The organism is Vibrio sp. SG41-7 (genome assembly GCF_014164465.1).
GTDB classification, from domain to species: domain Bacteria; phylum Pseudomonadota; class Gammaproteobacteria; order Enterobacterales; family Vibrionaceae; genus Vibrio; species Vibrio splendidus.
Genome location: NZ_JACJFF010000447.1, coordinates 1 through 248, shown reverse-complemented (window position 1 = coordinate 248; position 248 = coordinate 1). Strand labels below are relative to the sequence as shown.

General features: G+C 44.8%; 1 pseudogene. It reads right to left on the bottom strand.

What is annotated here, in order from left to right:
* Window positions 1-125: pseudogene (locus H5300_RS27535) on the bottom strand (ISAs1 family transposase); the annotation flags it as partial.
* Between the last annotated feature and the right edge of the window lie 123 nt (window positions 126-248).

Sequence of the window (248 nt, the reverse complement as noted above, 5' to 3'; positions counted from 1 at the left end):
ATTGCTAGCAGCTCCATACCTTTGCCGTCACAAGGTTGATGTGTGAGAGTCAAACCCTCGTCTACATCAAATGCCGAAACCATATAGAGGGGGTGCTGTTGTTTGCTTGCTTTTGCCCCTTTTAGGTAAGTGTTCACCAAGCCCCTATTGACAGAAAAAGTGTGACACTCAGCACTTGATCCACTTTTTACTATTGAGTGATCATTCCAGTGCTTCATCCTGTTTGTTATGAGCAGAAAGAAAGCCCC